This is a genomic window from Polaromonas sp. P1_F8 (assembly GCF_056405635.1).
The window spans coordinates 22,075-36,683 of record NZ_JBFUBS010000011.1; the positions used below are offsets into that span (position 1 = coordinate 22,075).

14 protein-coding genes are annotated in these 14,609 nt (G+C 62.4%); 1 reads left to right on the forward strand and 13 read right to left on the reverse strand.

Annotated features, from left to right (window positions below):
- Position 1: 1 nt before the first annotated feature.
- From AC1D1J_RS22400 to AC1D1J_RS22415, 4 genes are all read right to left on the reverse strand, one after another.
- Entirely contained in the window at positions 2 to 715 is a 714-nt protein-coding gene (locus AC1D1J_RS22400; protein WP_477695903.1) for an ABC-type transport auxiliary lipoprotein family protein, read from the reverse strand.
- Entirely contained in the window at positions 712 to 1,644 is a 933-nt protein-coding gene (locus AC1D1J_RS22405) for an MlaD family protein (protein ID WP_457281687.1), read from the reverse strand. The genes AC1D1J_RS22400 and AC1D1J_RS22405 overlap by 4 nt, the downstream gene beginning before the upstream one ends.
- Positions 1,645 to 1,656: 12 nt before the next feature.
- The gene (locus AC1D1J_RS22410) at positions 1,657 to 2,445 is read right to left on the reverse strand and encodes an ABC transporter ATP-binding protein (protein ID WP_477687774.1); all 789 of its coding nucleotides are present in this window, start codon (positions 2,443 to 2,445) and stop codon (positions 1,657 to 1,659) included.
- A gap of 117 nt (positions 2,446 to 2,562) precedes the next feature.
- The gene (locus AC1D1J_RS22415; RefSeq protein ID WP_477695904.1) at positions 2,563 to 3,699 is read right to left on the reverse strand and encodes an MlaE family ABC transporter permease; all 1,137 of its coding nucleotides are present in this window, start codon (positions 3,697 to 3,699) and stop codon (positions 2,563 to 2,565) included.
- A gap of 356 nt (positions 3,700 to 4,055) precedes the next feature.
- Between AC1D1J_RS22415 and AC1D1J_RS22420 the strand changes: the two genes are divergently transcribed.
- Complete coding sequence (locus AC1D1J_RS22420; protein ID WP_477695905.1) at positions 4,056 to 5,789, forward strand: GMC family oxidoreductase; 1,734 nt, start codon at positions 4,056 to 4,058, stop codon at positions 5,787 to 5,789.
- A gap of 60 nt (positions 5,790 to 5,849) precedes the next feature.
- Here the strand turns inward: AC1D1J_RS22420 and AC1D1J_RS22425 are convergent, their stop codons facing one another.
- The 9 genes from AC1D1J_RS22425 to AC1D1J_RS22465 form a co-directional block, all read right to left on the reverse strand.
- Positions 5,850 to 6,308 (reverse strand): MarR family winged helix-turn-helix transcriptional regulator, encoded by a 459-nt coding sequence (locus AC1D1J_RS22425; RefSeq protein WP_457281691.1) that lies wholly within the window; start codon positions 6,306 to 6,308, stop codon positions 5,850 to 5,852.
- A gap of 142 nt (positions 6,309 to 6,450) precedes the next feature.
- Positions 6,451 to 7,443, reverse strand: coding sequence for a Bug family tripartite tricarboxylate transporter substrate binding protein (locus tag AC1D1J_RS22430; protein WP_477687771.1), 993 nt, complete (start codon positions 7,441 to 7,443; stop codon positions 6,451 to 6,453).
- Between the two features lie 96 nt (positions 7,444 to 7,539).
- Positions 7,540 to 7,959: an acyl-CoA thioesterase gene (locus tag AC1D1J_RS22435; protein WP_457281693.1), complete on the reverse strand. Its 420-nt coding sequence runs from the start codon at positions 7,957 to 7,959 to the stop codon at positions 7,540 to 7,542.
- Between the two features lie 5 nt (positions 7,960 to 7,964).
- A complete protein-coding gene (locus AC1D1J_RS22440) occupies positions 7,965 to 8,750 on the reverse strand; it encodes an SDR family NAD(P)-dependent oxidoreductase (protein ID WP_477695906.1) in 786 nt (261 codons plus the stop codon).
- Between the two features lie 77 nt (positions 8,751 to 8,827).
- Positions 8,828 to 10,087 (reverse strand): thiolase family protein, encoded by a 1,260-nt coding sequence (locus AC1D1J_RS22445; protein ID WP_477695907.1) that lies wholly within the window; start codon positions 10,085 to 10,087, stop codon positions 8,828 to 8,830.
- Positions 10,088 to 10,106: 19 nt separating this feature from the next.
- Positions 10,107 to 11,963 (reverse strand): feruloyl-CoA synthase, encoded by a 1,857-nt coding sequence (locus AC1D1J_RS22450; protein WP_477695908.1) that lies wholly within the window; start codon positions 11,961 to 11,963, stop codon positions 10,107 to 10,109.
- A 75-nt stretch (positions 11,964 to 12,038) separates the two neighbouring features.
- Positions 12,039 to 12,812 (reverse strand): crotonase/enoyl-CoA hydratase family protein, encoded by a 774-nt coding sequence (locus AC1D1J_RS22455; protein WP_477670249.1) that lies wholly within the window; start codon positions 12,810 to 12,812, stop codon positions 12,039 to 12,041.
- A gap of 676 nt (positions 12,813 to 13,488) precedes the next feature.
- Positions 13,489 to 13,821 (reverse strand): hypothetical protein, encoded by a 333-nt coding sequence (locus AC1D1J_RS22460; RefSeq protein ID WP_477695909.1) that lies wholly within the window; start codon positions 13,819 to 13,821, stop codon positions 13,489 to 13,491.
- 8 nt (positions 13,822 to 13,829) lie between these two features.
- On the reverse strand, positions 13,830 to 14,609 hold a 780-nt coding region (locus tag AC1D1J_RS22465), incomplete at its 5' end, for an RHS repeat domain-containing protein (RefSeq protein WP_477695910.1).

Here is a 14,609-nt window from a genome sequence, read left to right on the forward strand (position 1 = left end):
TTCAGCGCGCAGGGGTTTGCTGCAGCCATTGGTCCAGTTCCTCGATGGCGGCGTCGGTGGCTGCTGTGAGGGCCCGGACGCCGCCGGGAGCGTCGTTGCTGGGCGCAGGACGCTGCACGATGACATTGCGCTGGCCGACCAGCTTTTCGCCCGCGGGCGTCACCTCGACCAGCGTGGCGCGCAGGCGGATCAGGCCGACGCTGACGTTGGGCGCTGTAAACAGGTGGCTGAACTCTTCAAGGTCCAGGCGCAGCAGCAGCGGCAGCACCGCGTTCTGGCTGCGGTTGAGTGCCACGCTGGAACCGGCGCTGAACACGGCGCGGCGCTGCCCAAGCTGCTCGCGCAGGCGCTGGCGCACCAGCTGCGCGGGCGGCATGCTCCATCGCGCCTGCGAGTACGGCCGCAGCTGCTGCGCGTCGGTATACGCCAGGCGATACAGCACTGCCATGTTGTCGAGCGCGCCGCCAGAGGTGGAGATGTCGTCGAGCGCCAGCGGCGGCAACGGCGCCCGCCGCGTGCTGGGCTGAACAGCCAGGAGGCCGGGGCCGAAGTCATACATGGTGGCCCGCGTGGGCTTGTCGGGCAGGCCCGAGCAGCCGCTGACCGCCAGCGCCATGAATATCAATGAAAAAATGCCGGCAGCCCTTTCCAAATAAGCGCGAGCAGCTATTAAATTCATAGCAGATGGGCAGATTGCGAGAAAATCGAATGTCATTTTTTCTCTCCGTTGGCAGAAAAACCGGGCTCGCCCGGACCGGGCACCGGTGGACCGTTGCCGAAAATCAGTGACTGCGGGTTGTCGTCCACCGCGCTGACGGTGCGGCGCAACTGGCGCATCGCGCGGGCGGTTTCGTCAGCCACTTCGCCCAGCTTGGGCAAGGTGCCGGCGCTGAAGGTCTCCACCCCCGAGGCCAGCGCGGCGCCGCCCTCGGACAGTTTGTCGAGCGGCCCGCCCTTTTCACTCAGGCGCGTGGCGGTAGCGCTGACGTCGTCGGCAGCCGTCCTGACGGATTTCAGCGTAGCCGTGGCATCGCGCGACAGGCCCGGCAGGCTCGCCACCGTAGGCTCAAGGCCTTTGGCCACACGGTTGATGCCGCTGGCAGCTTCGCCGAGTTGCGTGATGGCGGAAGTCACTGCCGCCTGGTTCTCGTCGGACAGCAGTTTGTTCAAACGCGTGCTGGCTTCTTCGACCTGGTTGAAGATCACCTCGCTTTGCTTGAGCAGCTTGTCCAGCCCACCTGGTTTGAGCGGAATGCGCGGCGGGTCGTCGTCGTTCACCACCAGCCGCTCGGCGGACTTTCCGTCATCGTCGAGCTGGATGAAACCCAGCCCCGTGACACCTTGCGATGCCACTGTGGCAAAAGTGGATTTGGTGACCGGCGCGGTGCGGTCGATCGAGACACGGATCAGCACATTGCCCTTGACCTTGGTGTCAAACCCGATGACCTCGACCTTGCCGACCGGCACGCCGCGAAACCGCACCGTGGCCTGCGGCTGCAGGCCCGAAACAGTTTCGCTGGTGCTCATGTCGTAAAGGTCGCGCTGGGTGTTGTCGCGCGTCAGCCAGATCGCCAGCAGGGCCAGCAGGGCGGTCACCACCAGTACAAATGCGCCGGCGGCCATGGCATGGGCTTTGTTTTCCATATCGAAGCCTTTCTAAACAGTAAAGGGGTATTCGCGCAGCAATTCCATCGCGCGCTGACCCCTTTCGCCAAGGAAAAATTCGTGAATGAAGGGGTGCGGAAACGCCACCACTTCCTTGGGCACATCGTTAACGATGACTTTTTGTTCGGCCAGCACGGCGATGCGCGTGCTGAGCTCAAAGAGCGTGTCCAGGTCGTGCGTCACCATCACCACCGTGAGCTCCATGTCGCGGTGCAGCGAGCGCAGCAGCGAGACGAAGCTGTCGGAGCTTTCCGGGTCCAGGCCCGCAGTGGGCTCGTCGAGCAGCAGCAGCGGCGGGTCCATGATGAGCGCACGCGCCAGGGCCACGCGCTTGACCATGCCGCCGGACAGATCGCTCGGCATCTTGTCGGCCGCGTCGGGGCCCAGGCCCACCATTTGCAGCTTGACCATGGCCGCCTCATAGACCAGTGCGCGCGGCAGGGTCTTGAGCTCACGCAACGGGAAGGCGATGTTCTCAAGCACGGTGAAGGCCGAAAACAGCGCACCCTGCTGGAACAGCATGCCGACACGGCTGGCCGCTCCCCGCTTGCCGAGTTCGGCGGCCGGCCGGCCCAGCACAGTGATCTCGCCCTGGGTGGGTTTCTCCAGCCCGAGTATCTGGCGCAGCAGCACTGTTTTGCCGGTGCCCGACCCGCCCACCAGAGACAACACCTCGCCCCGCTCCACCGTGAGGTCCAGGTCCTTGTGCACCACGGCTTTTTTGTCGCCGTTCTGGAACACGGTCCAGAGTTTTTTGATATCGACGATGGAATCAGTCATTGGGAAAACGCCGAAGGTGTTTTGACGTGTGCAATTTTCCGCCGGGCCGCCCCAAGGAAAATGCGCCCCCTTGGGGGGCAGAGAGCCACACGCAGTGGGCGAACGTGGGGGCCCTGTTCATATGCCCACACTCTTGAACAATACGGCGAACAATGCGTCAACAAGAATTACCACCGTGATCGACGTCACAACTGACGCCGTGGTGCCCTGCCCCAGGCTTTCGGTGTTGGGTTTGACACGCAGGCCGTAGTGGCAGCCGACCAGCGCAATCAACACCCCGAACACAACGGATTTGGCCGTGGCCAGCGTGAGATTGGCCACGTCCACCGCGGCCGGCAGCGAATTGATGAAGTAGGACGGCGTGACGTCCATGGAAATGTCAGCGGCCAGCATGCCGCCCAGCAACGCCGCGATGGTGGTCCACACGCTGATGAGCGGCATCACCACGGCCAGCGCCAGCGCGCGCGGCATGACCAGGCGAAAGCCCCGCGCGATGCCCATGACGCGCATGGCGTCGAGCTCTTCGGTGACCCGCATGACACCGATCTGCGCAGTGATGGCCGAACCGCTGCGCCCGGCGATCAGGATGGCGGCCAGCACCGGCCCGAGTTCGCGGATCAGCGAGATGCCCAGGATGTTCACGATGAAGGCGTCGGCGCCGAACTGGCGCAACTGCTGCGAAATCAGGTAAGCCAGCACCACGCCAATCAAAAACCCCACCAGTGCGGTGATGGGCAAGGCGGTGGCGCCGATATGAAACAGGTGGCCCGACAGGTCGCGCCAGGGACCTTCCTGCGGGTGCCTGAAAAGCCGGATGATGTCGAGCAGCAGCTGGCCGATCAGGCGGACCAGTCCCTTGAGGTGGTCCAGCAGACGCAGCACCCGTGTACCCAGCAGGATGAAGGGCTCGGTCCAGTCGGGCTTGCGGGGTTTGGGCGGATCCGCACTGAACTTGGCGACGGTTTCCAGCACCGCGCGCTGGCTCGCATGCACCTGCAGTTGCGCAGGCCAGTTGCGGCCCCAATGGTTCCACAGTACCTGCGCCCCCAGGTGGTCGAGTTTTTCGAGCGGCTCGAGGTTCCAGCCGGCGGATTGAGCTGCGTCGCCCTGCAGGGCTTGCAGTTGCGCCGTCAAACCTTGCCAGACTTCCTGGGCCGTGAGGCCGGCTGCCGTCCATGCACCGCGAACGACAAACAGCCGGCCTTGCGGCGTGTCCTGCTGTTCGATGCGGGGCGTGGCTTCTTCCATATGCATTCGGTAAAGGCGTCCGGTGGTGCCCGGCGCTTGCCGGCAGTCTGCAATGACGGGCGGCGCCCGGTTTGCAAAACAGTCATGGTAACTGCAGGAAACACAAATACACAGCCCAAAAACGCGCTATCGCCTTGGTCCTACAACCCGCCGGGACCCCGTGCCGGAAGGAAAAGCCAGCGGGTAATCCCCGCCGCAGGGATAGCGCCGTTTTTGCCACAATCGAACCACTGCCGCGCGGTCAGCCTCGCGTTAGGCTGGGATGGCAGGATGTGAACCTGCGGCGCAGGAGCACTGCCAAAACAGCACAGCCACCCGTCCCCTCAAAAACACACGGCTGAAAGCCAAGAGACAAAATATCCATGCAAGACGACAGCCAGGTTTTTGACTACATCATCGTCGGCGCAGGCACGGCAGGCTGCCTGATGGCCAACCGGCTGAGCGCCGATGCGTCCAAGCGCGTGCTGCTCATTGAGGCCGGCCGCAAGGACGACTACCACTGGATCCACATCCCGGTGGGCTACCTGCATTGCATCGGCAACCCGCGCACCGACTGGCTCTACAACACCGAGCCGGACGCCGGCCTCAACGGGCGGGCACTGCGCTATCCGCGCGGCAAGACGCTGGGCGGCTGCTCCAGCATCAACGGCATGATCTACATGCGCGGCCAGGCGCGCGACTATGACCAGTGGGCCCAGCTGACGGGCGACATGGCCTGGCGATGGGACAACGCGTTGCCGCATTTCAAACTGCACGAAGACCACCACAAGGGCGCCGACGCGATGCACGGCGCTCGCGGCGTGGCGCCCGAACTGATGCAGGACAAGAGCCAACCCTACCAGAAGCTGCTGCGCCATCATAATTCGGGCGGCGAATGGCGTGTAGAGAAACAGCGCCTGCGCTGGGACATCCTCGATGCGTTTGCCGAAGCGGCGCAGCAGGCCGGGATCCCGGCGACTTCCGACTTCAACCGCGGCGACAACGAGGGTGTGGGCTACTTCGAGGTCAACCAGAAAAAAGGCTGGCGCTGGAACACCGCCAAAGCATTTTTGCGTCCCGCCTGTTATGCCCGGCCCAATTTCGAATTGTGGAACAACGCCCAGGTGTGCAAGCTCGTGGTTGAAACGCAGGCCGACGGCAGCCAGCGCTGCACCGGCGTGGAAGTGTGGGCCGGCGACGAGCGGGTGACGGCGCATTCAACACGCGACTCGGGGCATATGGGAGAGGTCATTTTGTGCGCAGGCAGCATCGGCTCGCCGCAAATCCTGCAGCTTTCAGGCATTGGCCCGGCCACCCTGCTGCAACAGCACGGCATTCCGGTGCTGCAGGACCTGCCGGGCGTGGGCGCCAACCTGCAGGACCACTTGCAGATCCGCTCGGTCTACAAGGTGCACGGCGACCAGCGCTGGGGGCTTTCGCTCAACACCATGGCCAACACGTTATGGGGCAAGGCCCGCATCGGCCTGGAGTACGCGTTGAAGCAGACCGGCCCGATGAGCATGGCGCCGTCGCAGTTGGGCGCCTTCACGCGCTCATCGCCCGACCAGCCCTACCCCAACATCGAATACCACGTGCAACCGCTGTCGCTGGACGCTTTCGGCGAGCCGCTGCACAGCTTCAACGCTTTCACCGCCAGCGTATGCAACCTCAACCCGACCAGCCGCGGCACCGTGCACATCAAGAGCAACCGCTTTGAGGATGCACCGGCGATTTCACCCAACTACCTGAGCACGGCCGAAGACCGGCAGGTGGCAGCCGACTCCCTGCGCGTGACCCGAAAGATCGTCAGCCAGGGCGCGCTGGCCAAATACAAGCCCGAAGAATTCAAACCCGGCGTGCAGTTCCAGACGGACGAAGAACTCACGCGGCTGGCGGGCGACATTGCCACCACCATCTTCCACCCGGTGGGCACGACCAAAATGGGCAAGGAAGACGACCCCATGGCGGTAGTGGACTCGCACCTTCGGGTGCGCGGGGTTCGCGGCCTGCGCGTGGTGGATGCCGGTGTGATGCCGCTGATCACCAGCGGCAACACCAACTCGCCCACGCTCATGATTGCGGAAAAGGCCGCCGGGTGGATTCAGGCCGGAATTTGAAGGAAGCGCCGTGCCGAAGCTGCCCGCAAGCCTCCGGCTGAACCGCCCCTTCGAAACAGATCAAAGATAGATTTTTTGCAGAAGCCGCACCAGCGTCTTTTTTTCCGCCGCGCTCAGCCGCTCGGTGGCATCTGATTCGAGGCTGGTGGCGGTGCGCTCAGCCTCCCGCATCAGCGCCTCGCCTGCCTCGGTGAGATACAGGCCCACAGCGCGGCCGTCCTGCGGGTGCGGCTTGCGGTGAACGAGCTCGCGCTTTTCCAGCGTGCCGATTTTCCCGACCAGGTTGGGCGGCAAGATGCTCAGCGCACTGCACAGCTGGCGCGAAGTGATGCCCGGGTTGTGCGTGATCAGCGACAGGATGGAAAAATCCACGTGTCGCAGGTCATACACCGCCATGCGTTTCATGAACAGTTCAATGACCTTGAGCGAAGCACGCGTGGCGTTGTAGCCAATCAGTGTTTCAAGGTAGGAGGTATCGACTTCTTCGACAGCGGGCGCTGGTTTGAGGGACGCTGGCATAGGTGGTCAGGAAGCTTTCGTCATCGGGCAATACGGACCGCCGCACGGCATGCGGCCAGTCCAGCCCCGATTATGCCAAGCGGTGCCGATCCATGATGAGGCCTCAGGGCGCCCGGCATCAGTCGTCGGCACCGCGTTCTGATCAGGACTCGGCGGTAAAGCCGATTTTCTTGATCAGCGGGCCCCAGCGGTCGAGTTCGCGCTTCTGGCTGGTCGCCATGTCCTCCGCCGTGCCGCCGTAGGGAATCAGGCCCACCACCGTCAGCGAGTCGATGACGGATTTGTCCTTGATGGCGGCGTTGATGGCGGCGTTGGCGGCGGCAACCACACTGGCCGGCGTTTTGGCGGGGGCACAAAAACCGAACCACTCCTCCACGGTCAGGTCGGCAAAGCCCTGTTCGGCGAAGGTCGGTACTTCGGGCACAAAGGGTGAGCGCTGCTTTCCGGACGTTGCCAGGATGCGCAGCTTGCCGGCCTTGTGATTGGGGATGAAGTCGCCGTGCGGCGTGAACATGGCCGCAAGCTGGCCGCCCACCACATCGGTCACGCCGGGCACGGAACCGCGGTAGGGCACATGTTTGAGTTCCACCTGGTTGTTCAGGCCCAGCAAGGCGCCCAGAAAGTGGGGGGTTGATCCCGCAGCGGGCGAGCCATAACTCGCATCCTTCGGATTGGCCCTGGCCCACACCAGGAAGTCCTGAACGGTCTTCACGGAAGCGGGCACCAGCGGCCCGACCGCCAATCCATGGTGAATCATGGACGCGGTGCCCACGGACACAAAATCGGCGAACGGGTCATAGGCCAGCTTTTTGTAGATGTGGGGATACAGCGACATGCAGGAAAACGGCGTCATGGCAATGACGGAGCCGTCCGTGGGTGCCATCTTCAGCGTCTCCAGCGCGATGCGGCCGCCGGCGCCGGCCTTGGTGTCCACGATGGCGTTGTTCTTGGAATAGGCGGTGCCGCCCATTTTGTCGCCGACGCGGCGCGCGCAGATGTCGCCCGCACTGCCGGCGGGGAATCCGTAAATGATCTTGACCTGCTCCAGCGGGCTCGCATGGGCAGAGAACGGGGCGAAGCCGGCGGCTGCGGTGAGCGTTGCGGCTGCCTGCACAAAATGACGGCGTGTTTGCATGAAATGTCTCCTTTTTTAATGATGTCCAACGGGTCGAAAAAGCAAAACCGAAATCAAAAACTGAAAGACGGAAACAAAAGCGGAACGCCCGAAGCGTCAGCTGCACAGGGCCCGAATGTCTTGCGGCACGGCAATGGCCTTGATGCGCTCAGGATTCTCCGGACGGCGGATGCAGAAGGCGCGGGTTTCACGGCCTTCGCAGATCAGGTCGTCACCGCGTTTGATCACATGCTTCTGGATGAATACCTTGTCGCGCCACTCCTCAATGCTGGTGTGAATCTGCAGCGTCTCGCCATAGACGGCGGGCTGGCTGAACCGGGTATTGATCTCGAGCAGCGGCGTGCCGATGATGCCGGTGGTCTTGACAAGCTCACGCCAGGTTGGCACGCCGCACTTGACAAAAAAGTTCAGCGACGAGGCGTCCATCCACCGCGAGAAATTGGGGAAAAACACGATCCCTGCGGGGTCGCAGTCGCCAAACGCAACGGAAACTTCGTAAACAACGGTCTTGCTCATGCTGTTCACCTTGGCGCCATGCGCAATGCGCCATCCAGCCGGATGACTTCGCCGTTGAGATGGTCGTTGGCCACGATGTGCGCGGCCAGCTGGGCAAACTCCTCGGGCTTGCCCAGGCGCTGCGGAAAAGGAATGCTGGCGGCCAGCGAAGCCTGCACCGCTTCGGGCAGCTGCTGCATCAGCGGCGTCGCGAACAGGCCCGGCGCCACCGTGCAGACGCGGATGCCGTGTTGCGCCAGGTCGCGCGCCATCGGCAGCGTCATGCCGACCAGGCCGCCCTTGGAGGCGCTGTAAGCCTGCTGGCCTACCTGGCCGTCAAATGCCGCCACCGAGGCCGTGAACATCATGACGCCGCGCTGGCCGTCTTCCAGCGCGGGCAGTTTGGCGCAGGCGGCCGCAAACAGGCGGCTGGCGTTGTAGGTGCCCACCAGGTTGATGGTGACGACTTTGGCAAAGTCTTCGAGCGGCGCAGGGCTGCCGTCTTTGGCCACCACGCGCTTGGCCGAGCCGATGCCGGCAACGTTCATCAGGATGCGGGCCGGGCCATGCGCAGCTGCGGCTTTTTCCAGCGCGGCCGCCAGGCTGGCGCTGTCGGTGATGTCGCACTGGCACGCCACTGCGGCACCGCTCCCGTGCGTGGCGCAAATGTCGGCCGCGACTTTTTCCGCACCGGCGAGATTCACGTCCAGCACGGCAACCCTGGCGCCCAAGCGTGCCAGCTCGCGGGCAGTGGCTTCGCCCAGCCCTGAGCCGCCTCCCGTTACCAGCGCCGCAAGTCCTTCAATCTTCATGCCTTCTCTCCAGATCGGTTGCTATTATTTTTATAGCTGCTTGCGCCCGTCCGCTGTGCGCTGCAGCCACTATTTGTTCAAGAAGTTTCGGCCCCTTCGGGGTTTTCAAGCAACAGGGCAATGCCCTGCCCGCCACCCACGCATGCGGATGCAATGCCGTAACGCACACCCGCGCGCTGCATTTCACGCGCGACGGTGACCGTCAGGCGGACCCCGGTCACCGCCAGCGGGTGACCCATCGCGATGGCGCCGCCATTGACATTGAGCTTGCGCAGATCGAGGTTCAGTTCACGCGCCACTGCCAGCGTCTGCGCGCCCTGGGCTTCGTTGATCTCGAAGCGGCCGATCTGGTCCAGCTTCAGGCCGCAGCGCTCCAGCAGCAGGCGAATCGCCGGCGCGGGGCCTATGCCCATGATTTCGGGTGGCACACCCACCACCGCGGCAGCCACCACGCGTGCCAGCGGTTTTTTTCCATGCACTTTCGCGTATTCACCCGATGCCACCACGGCCGCCGCTGCCGCATCCACCAGCGCTGCACTGTTGCCACCGGTCTGTACCCCGCCGGCGTGAACCACCCGGAGTTTGGCCAGGACCTCGACAGGAGACAAGCGTGCGTGGGTGTCCTGTGCGACTTCCGTGACTTTGCCCTGCAGGCGTATGCCGCGCGTGGCGTAACCGGGGAGTTCAAATTCTTCCGTGACCACCGGCACAATTTCACCGGCGTGAAAACCTGCCTCGCGGGCCGCCACGGCTTTGGCAAACGAGCTGGAGGCAAATTCATCGACGGCTTCCCGCGTGATGCCGTATTTCTTCGCGAGGTTTTCCGCGGTCTGGATCATGTCGATGCCGGCGGCGGAGTCCTTCAGGGCCTCCCACATGAAGTCCTTGAAGCCGACGGGCGCGCCCAGCTTGAAACCGGTGCGGTGTTCGAAGGCGGCGATCGGGTTGCGCGTCATGCTCTCGGCGCCGACGACCAGCGCCACGCTGGCGGCTCCGCTCTGGATCTGCTCGCCGGCCTGGCGGAACAATTCAAAGCCGGTGCCGCAGATGCGCTGCACCATGATGGCCGGCACCTCCACGGGCACCCCGGCATACAGGCCGATATGGCGGGGCAGCATGAACTGCTCGAAATCGCCCGGCGCCATGTTGCCGGCAATCACCGAATCGATATCGCTGCCACTGACACCCGAGCGCTGGAGCACGGCGCGTGCCGCCTTGATGCCGAGGTCGGTAGGAGATATATGGCCAATGGCGCCGCAGTAGTCGACCATGGGCGTGCGGATGCCGTCGAGCATCCAGACGTCTTCGAAAGCGGAGAAAAATCCTTTGGATGGCATGGTGCTTGTGCGTTGGGTTTTATGGTGCGGGTTTGACGATGGGGTGCGCCGTGTCATCGTGCAGGGCTACCACCAAAGCTTCACGGTGCGTGAGCACCGCGCGCTGGTTGATGGAGCCTTTGTCGGTGACTTCACCCTTGTCGAATGAGGGCGGCTCATGCATCAGGTGCAGGCGCCGGATGCAGCTGGCGCTGCCGGTCGCGCCCTCTGCGAGCTTGTTCATCATCTCCTGAAAGTGCGCCACTACTTGCGGGCTTTCAACGGCCTGGCGCAGCGGCGCATCGGGCGGCAGTCCGGCCAGCGTGCGCACGGCGGGTGTCGGGAAAACCAGTGCGCCCACTTCCTTGAGGTTGATGCCGGTGAGCACCACGTCCTGCACGTAAGGCGCGCCCGCAGCGACGATCTTTGCACGCAGCGGGCCCACGCTGACAAAGGTGCCCGTGGCCAGCTTGAAGTCTTCGGCGATGCGCCCGTCGAACTTGAGCCCGAGGTGAATGTTGCCCTCATCAATCCATTTGACGGCGTCGCCGGTACAAAAGAAGCCTTCTTCGTCAAAGGCTGCTGCCGTCTCCTGCGGTGCGCGCCAGTAGCCGGGCGTGATGTTGGGGCCCTTGTAGCGCACCTCGGTCTTGCCATCGGTGTCCACCAGCTTGAGCTCAATGCCGGGCGCTGGCACGCCGAGGTCGCCGGCTTTCACGTTGGGGTTGGTCACAAAGATGGCAAACGGTCCGGACTCGGTCATGCCCAGGCCGGTGGCCATGACAATGCGCTCGCCCACTTCCTTTTCCTCGGACTCGTACAGGCTGTCCCACACGGGCTGGGCCAGCGCAGCGCCGGCATAAAAAAACATCTTCACGCGCGACAGCAGGTTGCGCCGCAGCTCTGCGTCCGTTTTCATGGCACTGGCGATGGCCTCAAAGCCGGTAGGCACGTTGAAGTACACCGTGGGGGCAATCTCGCGCAGGTTGCGCAGGGTTTCGTGCATCAGCGCCGGGGTCGGTTTGCCGTCGTCGATATAGAGCGTTCCGCCATGGAACACCACCATGCCGAAGTTGTGGTTGCCGCCGAAGGTGTGATTCCAGGGCAGCCAGTCGACCAGCACAGGTGGCTCGTCCTGCAGCACCGGCATGGATTGCGCCATTTGCTGCTGGTTGGCACACCACATGCGCTGGGTATTGATCACCGCCTTGGGCATCTTGGTGGAGCCGCTGGTGAACAGGAATTTCACGATCGTGTCCGGTCCCGTGGCCTGCATCGCGCGGTCTACGGCATCCGTGGCCGGCGTTGCAGCCAGTTCGGCGAATGCCGTGGTGGCGCGCCCGTCGACCTGCCCGGTAGCCAGCACCACCTCGACATCGTCGCCGATGGCTGCGCTGATGGCCCTGGCGTAGCGCGCGCCGTCGGCGGCAAACACCAGGCCCGGCGTCACGGTCTTGAGCACGTGGCGCAGCTTGTCGTAGTCCTGGCTGACCAGGCTATAGGGCGGAGACGTCGGCACAAAAGGCACGCCGGCCAGCATGCAACCCAGTGCCAGCAACGCATGCTCCAGGTCGTTTTCCGACAGGATGACCACCGGGCGTTCGGCGCTCAGGCGCCGGTCAATCAGCCCCTGCGCGATGTTGCGGGCCGAGACCCAAGCTTCGGCATAAGTGATGTGCCGCCAGTCGCCGGTTTTGCCGCCTTCCAGTTTTTCGCGCCGCGCCATGAAGCTACGGCCTGGGACCGTCTGCGCCCAGTGCTGCAGGCGGTCGGTGATACGGGTCGGGAAGGCTTGCAGGGCCTGGTCTGCGCGCAGGTAGCGCACGCCGGGTACGCCGTCGCGCAGGACCACACGGGTCACGCCAAAGGCCATGGGACGAAATTTCGGGGCGCTCATGGTTGTCTCTTCTGTTCTGTCTTCTGTCTGCTGTCTCTTTTCTGGATGTCTCTTTTGCCTGCCCGCCCGGCCTGGTCAGCCCTTCTGGACCTTGCGGGCCTTGCCGTCCAGGAAGTCTTTCACGCGGCTCTTGGCTTCGGGTGCGCTTTGCGCCACTGCGGCCATCAGGGCCTCGGTGAAGAACCCCTGGTCTGCCGGTTGCTCGGCAATGCGCGGCAACGCATGCATGAGGGCGTAGTTGGTCAGCGGTGCGTTTTCTGCCACGCGAGTGGCCAGTTCAAGGGCTTTGGCGAAAGCCTGGCCCTCGGGCACCAGGTATTGCGCGATGCCTATGCGCTCACCGTCCACCGCGTTGTAGACACGGCCGGTCAGCATCATGTCGGTCATCCGTGCGGCGCCGATCAGCCGCGGGATGCGCACCGCACCGCCACCACCGACAAAGATGCCGCGCGAGCCTTCGGGCAGCGCGTAGAAGGCGCTTTCGTCGGCAACCCGGATATGGCAGGCACTTGCCAGCTCCAGGCCACCACCGACCACGGCACCGTGCAGGGCCGCGATCACGGGCACCGGGCCGTACTGCACCCGCTCCAGCGCTGCGTGCCACATGCGCGAATGGTGCAGGCCCTGGCTGGCGTCACGCTCCTTGAGTTCGCTCAGGTCAAGGCCCGCGCAGAAGTGGTCACCCTCGCCGCAAAGCACGGCGGCTTTTGTTTCGGAAGGAAGGCTTTCGAACAGGTTCCGCAGTGCCAGGATCAGGGCGTCACCCAGGGCGTTGCGTTTGGCAGGGCGCGCCAGGCGGACCACGGCGACATTGCCGTGCATTTCGAGATGAAGGTATTTTGGGGTCATGTGAAGTGTGTTTCCGGAAGCCAATTATGGTTATGAATAATAACTATTACAACGTGATTAAGCCTTTTTTTTCTAGTGAAAACCCTAGGGCGTACCAAGGCATGTTTGTACGGCGGACCAGCCGCCCCGCAAGGCAACTCGCAACAGGGAACTTATAGGGAGGATGATTGCCCCCGCAGGAGATGGAGGGAACCGGGATATCTGGCCAGCGTCGAATGGGCGCCGTACGGTGTATCCGCTGCTCACAACGAATGTGAGTCAGGGATTGACGGAAAAGGTCAGGCTTCAGCGCAATTCAACAATATGTCGATTACTGCTTTGGCGGTGCGAATGCGGCAAGCCTGTTAAGTTTCGCGTCGATGTGACCCGCCTTTTTCGCAGTCGCTTGACCCTATCAAAATCCTGAAATGTGGAGATCCGGTCCTGTGCAAAAGGGCTCAACCAGTGACTGTTAAGTTTCGCGCCGATGTGATCCGCCTTTTTTGCAGTCGCTTGACCCCATCAAAACCCTGAAATGTGGATCGCCAGCCCTGCGCAAAATGGCATCGCCAGTGGCTCAGCGTTCGATGAAAAAATGGATCAAACAAAGACGAAAATCAACACACCCTCCTCACAAAGAGGGTGGACCAAGATTCAATGAAAACTTGGATTACCTTAGACGCACGCTAACGTGCCTCTACTTTTCCCCCTCTGCATCGACTAGGCGCCAAGAGGAACAGGCTTCAACGACTTTACTCTGCAGGGTGAAGAATAAACAGATCGCCAAACCAAAACAGATAACCAGCGTTACATCACTCGACAATTCAAAAGCCAGGTAGCCAGTAAGTGCAACACCCCAGCAAGCTAGCCAACCGATGAGCAGTAAGCCCGCTGCTTGAAGTTTTTTGTATTGGTGCATCGCGACGGTACCGCAACTAGAACATCGGTGTCGTAATTTTTTCCACCCAACAGCAAACACACCGACACGCTCACGGTGACCACATACAGGACATTGAAAATTGATCTTCATTTTTCGGCCTATCTTGAACAAATCCTACCGCATTCATTCTGCATGAGAATGAAGCAAACCCCACCGCTAGTGGTCCCTACGATCAAGGCGCCTGGGGCGCCGCCAACAGCACCAATGCATGCCCCAGCAAATCCTGCGATATAGCACGTCGGAAATTTCTCCGCCTTGCAACTATTCATGCACTGATCGAATGTCTGACCGGGTGTTTTCACTTTTGGATCAAGAGAGCGCGGAAGAGGATCGGTTGAGTCCCGAGATGGCCATTCGCGAACTGGACGTTCCCGAGTTTCACGATCACGGCCACGCTCATTTGCTTGCAACCCCATCGCATCGGTAAGGCTAAGTGGATTTCCCTCTACATAGCCAAAGGTGTTAATGCCACCCTGAAGCCCAATAGGATCAGACTGCATATATCGCCCCAGCCAGGGGTTGTACTCCCGATGCCAGTTCTGGAACAGCCCACTCTCGGCATCAAAGACCTGACCGGGAAGGCGCTGGTTGAAGCTGAAGGTCCCCAGGCTGCTCGGGTTCTGATCCGGCGCCGTCGCCCCAAAGGGCTCGGCCATATCCCAGCGCCAGACCATCGCTTCGTCCGTGTTTCGCGTGATCACCCTCGGTGCACCGATCTGGTCAGTCCACACGTTGTACAGGCTGACCGCAATGTTCCCGGCCACGGCCGTACCCGTCTGCTTGATCACCCCGACCGGGCTTCCCATATAGATGGTTTCGTATTGGGGCACGCCATTGGCATCGTACTCACCGAGCAGTTTTCCTTCTTCGTCATAGAC

Coding starts and splice junctions, on each gene's coding strand:
- AC1D1J_RS22430 (WP_477687771.1), bottom strand. CDS start 7,443: ATGCAAACACGCCGTCATTTTGTGCAGGCAGCCGCAACGCTCACCGCA.
- AC1D1J_RS22435 (WP_457281693.1), bottom strand. CDS start 7,959: ATGAGCAAGACCGTTGTTTACGAAGTTTCCGTTGCGTTTGGCGACTGC.
- AC1D1J_RS22405 (WP_457281687.1), bottom strand. CDS start 1,644: ATGGAAAACAAAGCCCATGCCATGGCCGCCGGCGCATTTGTACTGGTG.
- AC1D1J_RS22440 (WP_477695906.1), bottom strand. CDS start 8,750: ATGAAGATTGAAGGACTTGCGGCGCTGGTAACGGGAGGCGGCTCAGGG.
- AC1D1J_RS22420 (WP_477695905.1), top strand. CDS start 4,056: ATGCAAGACGACAGCCAGGTTTTTGACTACATCATCGTCGGCGCAGGC.
- AC1D1J_RS22445 (WP_477695907.1), bottom strand. CDS start 10,087: ATGCCATCCAAAGGATTTTTCTCCGCTTTCGAAGACGTCTGGATGCTC.
- AC1D1J_RS22400 (WP_477695903.1), bottom strand. CDS start 715: ATGACATTCGATTTTCTCGCAATCTGCCCATCTGCTATGAATTTAATA.
- AC1D1J_RS22415 (WP_477695904.1), bottom strand. CDS start 3,699: ATGCATATGGAAGAAGCCACGCCCCGCATCGAACAGCAGGACACGCCG.
- AC1D1J_RS22450 (WP_477695908.1), bottom strand. CDS start 11,963: ATGAGCGCCCCGAAATTTCGTCCCATGGCCTTTGGCGTGACCCGTGTG.
- AC1D1J_RS22460 (WP_477695909.1), bottom strand. CDS start 13,821: ATGAAGATCAATTTTCAATGTCCTGTATGTGGTCACCGTGAGCGTGTC.
- AC1D1J_RS22455 (WP_477670249.1), bottom strand. CDS start 12,812: ATGACCCCAAAATACCTTCATCTCGAAATGCACGGCAATGTCGCCGTG.
- AC1D1J_RS22425 (WP_457281691.1), bottom strand. CDS start 6,308: ATGCCAGCGTCCCTCAAACCAGCGCCCGCTGTCGAAGAAGTCGATACC.
- AC1D1J_RS22410 (WP_477687774.1), bottom strand. CDS start 2,445: ATGACTGATTCCATCGTCGATATCAAAAAACTCTGGACCGTGTTCCAG.